The following is a 3,896-nucleotide window of genomic DNA, read 5'->3' on the forward strand; positions in this document are numbered from 1 at the left end:
AACCCTTATATAGAAAGGCATTTAGCGATTTTTGTCAATTGTTTTTGCTCTAGAGCGAACTAATCAATTAAGTCTCTTGCCAGATAAGGATTTAGTCGATTTATGCCCCCCTATCGAACCATACCAAGTAACGAAGAACCGTTTTTTCTGGTATTTGAATTGATAAAAATAAATTTATTTGATGTTGTCTGTGGAGATTTTTTGGGTAAGTAGCTGGTTATAATCTAATTGAAACCACTTAATTAAGTAGCTGGTTATAATTAAATTAAAAATGGATTTTAGGTTCGATCCCCCCTGCCCCCCTTGATAAGGGGGGTGCCGATAGGCGGGGGGATCCCCCTGAATAAGGGGGGCATCTGATAATTTTTAACGCCTACCTACTTAGGCAGTATTTTGTTAAGTAAAGAGCCGCTATGTACGTTTTAATTGGTGGGGCGGGAATGATGGGGCTAGGTTTAGCCCAACAACTTTTAGACTTGGGACACACCGTGGCCATCGTTGATGTGGATCCTTTAGCTTGTCGGTTTGCCCGGGAAAAAATCGGTGTCATGGCCTTTGAGGGGAGTGCTGTCAGCACGAAAGTTCTGCTAGAGGCAGGGATTCGACAAGCTAATGCGGTTGTGGCCGCACTAAGGGACGATGCGATGAATCTAGCCCTAGTCACCCTGTCTAGAAGTTATGGCATTTCCCATATTGTGGTGAGAATGTGCGATCGCGAATTTCTCGAAGCCTATCGTCTTGCTGGAGCTAGTCACATCATCAGCACGATTGATTTAGCCGTTGCCACCATGGCCAATGCGATCGAATACCCCGAAGTAGAATCGATGATGCACTTTGAACAGGGGCAAGTGGAAGTGTTAAAGCTGCCCGTCCCCAAGGATTGTTATGTAGCTGGGCGTACCGTTGCCCAAATCGCTCAAGATGCCAACTTTCCGACCGGTTCGCTGATTATTGGCTATCAGTGTCACGCTTCTGCCAGTTTAGAGATTCCCAACGGCAATACCGTCCTAGAAGCCGACTCAACTATTTTGGTGGTTACTCGTCCGGAATTCGTCAAACCGATGATCGATTACCTCGGCATTCAAACTAATCATCGTCCAACGATAGAAGTTTCTCATCCAAACCTTTAACGTAGGATTGTACTAAATCTTCTGGTACAATGCGTTTGCGAAGTGCATCCCCCAGGGCGGCTTTCTCGGCGAGGAACAATCGTCGTCGAATGGCATCTAACTGACTGTTGTTAGGCTCCATTTGCCCCGATCGAGACTGATTATAAGCATCCCGCAGCAGCCGTTCCGATACCGCCACTTTTGCCTGATAAGATGCCCACAGTTCTTCGTACACTGCTTTCGGTAAAACGCCGGATTTCAGTAAATTGGCTAACTCATCTTGTGCCGCTTTCGACGCGATCAACTGCAGCTGTAACTGTCCAATATCCCGTGTTACTGCCGAAACCTGACTAATATTGAGCTTTTTAATTAACCAGGGTAAGGCTAATCCTTGGATAACCAGAGAAAATAACACAGCCCCAAAGACTAGCTCGATGATCAATTCCCGCCCTGTTAGAGCCAAAGGAATGGCAACCGCTAGGGCCATGGAGAGTGAACCCTTGATGTTGCCCAAAATCAGAATATGTTGCCAGCGTAAGGGGATTGGTCGATCGATCCAGCGAAGTACCGATAGTAAAGAATATACTGACAGAATACGCCCCAATTGATAAGCCAAAATGACCAGCACAATCGATGGCAAGGTTTGCCATAGGGTCAAGGGGTTGATTTCAATGCCAATGAGCAGAAAAATAAAGGTATTGACGATAAAACCGGCATATTCCCAAAAACTGATCAGGGTAATGCGATCGGATGCAGAGGCGCTGCGAGGCAGCCCCAAGTTACCAAAGACAAGTCCGGCAATAACTACCGCCACCGCTCCCGATACACCCAAAAACTGCCCGAGTTGAAAAGCTCCCAAGGCAAGCGCAACCGTAAGCAACAGGCTACTCAGCGGATCCCGTAAGCGCACATAGATGGGAAGACACAGATAGCCCAGGACAGCACCCACTAATCCCCCACCCAGAGCAACGATCAACACTTCCTCGATAACTTGTGTGGTGCTGATGGTTCCGGTCGCGTAAATCACCAAGAGCAAATTGAAGGTGACGAGTGCGGCTGTATCATTAAATAGTGTTTCCCCTTCCACAATAGTCAAGAGCCTAGAGGGAACCCGAATTTCCTTAAAGACGGCAATTATTGAGACAGTATCGGTATTTGCTAGAATCACTCCCACCAGTAAGGCGGGAATCCAATCTAGCCCCAGGCCAAATTTTACCAAAACTGCAATAATCGCCGCAGAAAAAACCGAGCCGGGTCCTGCCAGCAGTGCGATCGGTTTAAAGGTACTGCGAAGACGGCTGATATCGGTATTAATCGCCGCTTCAAAAATCAGAATCGGCAGAAAAAGGTTAAGCACTAAAAACGGATCTAACCCAATACGACGAGATAACAGATCGGTAATCGGTAATCCTGCTAAGACTAAACCTGCCACATAGGAAATGCGTAATCGCTGGGTTACTAGAGCTACGGCAGTGGCAATCAGTAGCAGCAGGATCAAGACAAGAACCAGTTCAGGAATGTCTCCCACCGTTTGGCTGTTCACAGCAGAATTGCTATCGAAGGATTTTTGTTGTGCTGCCCAGGCTACTAATAATTCTCCCCTCATAGGACGATTTTACCGAGAATTAAGAACTTGACTATTTTTACAATATAACGGAGGTTATGGTAGTTACAGCCTTTCTCAGATAGATACGGTTAGTTATTGTTGCTAAGTAGGTAGGCACAATTATTTGTAGGATGGGTTAGCGGTAGCGTAACATAATCGGGCGTTGGGTTTCATGCTTCAACCCAACCTACGTTCATTTTATATTTAATTCCACCCAGCTACTTAAAATACTTGATGAGTAAGGATTAATTTGTACTTCATCTCTAGGAGAAAGAATGAGAAATTTTCTATTTACCCGGTGATTGCTGTGGGGAGGGAAAAGTTAGAGGCAATCGGGGCAAAATGATAAGTATTTTATATGCAAATACCTTCAATACTTAAAAATATTTAAATTTACAATTGGTAATATTTATTTTTACTTAAGAATTTATTGAGAATAATTTCTATTTATTTACGAGTTGACAATACTTCCAGCGATTCTGGTATAATTTTGCATTATGCTATGGTGGATTTTTCTGTGCTTTTTTGGACTTTTCAAGGTCTAGCTTGCCTTGAAACCATTGCTAAATCTAGACTTTCCCTTTTAGCCAAACCAAACACTTGCGCCAATTATCCCTTTTTTCCCCTAACAACGTTGATCTAATTTTTGTGTAGTTTTGTTGCAAAGTCAAATTTTTTTTGACAAAATGCCCAAATTGTGGTAGGGACGAAATGACGGGATTTAGCATCATCTCTGGTTCCAGTGTTTCCTAAAATCAGAGACTTCCTGCCTCACCCTTAAGATAACTGCTAGAGTTGTTTTTTCTTGTATTTGAATTGATAAAAATAAATTTATTTGATGTTGTCTGTGGAGATTTTTTGGGTAATATAAACCGCTCTCTTGTTTATTACAACGCCAATGCAAAAACTTGTTCAGTAAAACCAAGAGCAATCACTAACAGGCTGGCATGACCTTCTAATTGTTAGTCTCACTGAGTCTAGTTGAGAAAACCACCATAACCAGCCCTGATTATTAACTAAAATTCTCTAAAGCTTCAAATTGACGTAAAGCAAGACTAGAACCTTGATTCCAGCCTAATTCAACATAATAGGGAAAAAGTTTCTTGATATTTATATCGGGAAAGAGAAGACTATTTTCCTTTTCTTGATAACCGTCTTCTATTAACAGATATATTTTTAAT

General features: G+C 43.0%; 3 protein-coding genes and 1 pseudogene. 2 read left to right on the forward strand and 2 right to left on the reverse strand.

Annotated features, from left to right (window positions below; all coding sequences use genetic code 11):
• Positions 1 to 31 precede the first annotated feature (31 nt).
• Positions 32 to 163 (forward strand): hypothetical protein, encoded by a 132-nt coding sequence (locus IM509_RS07085; RefSeq protein ID WP_260441361.1) that lies wholly within the window; start codon positions 32 to 34, stop codon positions 161 to 163.
• Between the two features lie 250 nt (positions 164 to 413).
• Positions 414 to 1,130 carry a potassium channel family protein gene (locus IM509_RS07090; protein WP_052276010.1) on the forward strand — a complete coding sequence of 239 codons (717 nt, stop codon included), beginning with the start codon at positions 414 to 416 and terminating at the stop codon, positions 1,128 to 1,130.
• On the opposite strand, the gene IM509_RS07095 is transcribed toward IM509_RS07090, so the two are convergent.
• Both IM509_RS07095 and IM509_RS07100 read right to left on the reverse strand, forming a co-directional pair.
• Positions 1,087 to 2,715, reverse strand: coding sequence for a cation:proton antiporter (locus IM509_RS07095; protein ID WP_081417849.1), 1,629 nt, complete (start codon positions 2,713 to 2,715; stop codon positions 1,087 to 1,089). The two genes, IM509_RS07090 and IM509_RS07095, sit on opposite strands and share 44 nt — an antisense overlap.
• A 1,012-nt stretch (positions 2,716 to 3,727) precedes the next feature.
• A pseudogene (locus IM509_RS07100) lies at positions 3,728 to 3,896 on the reverse strand (Uma2 family endonuclease); the annotation flags it as partial.

It is taken from the genome of Microcystis sp. M31BS1 (assembly GCF_020245285.1).
Lineage (GTDB): Bacteria > Cyanobacteriota > Cyanobacteriia > Cyanobacteriales > Microcystaceae > Microcystis > Microcystis panniformis.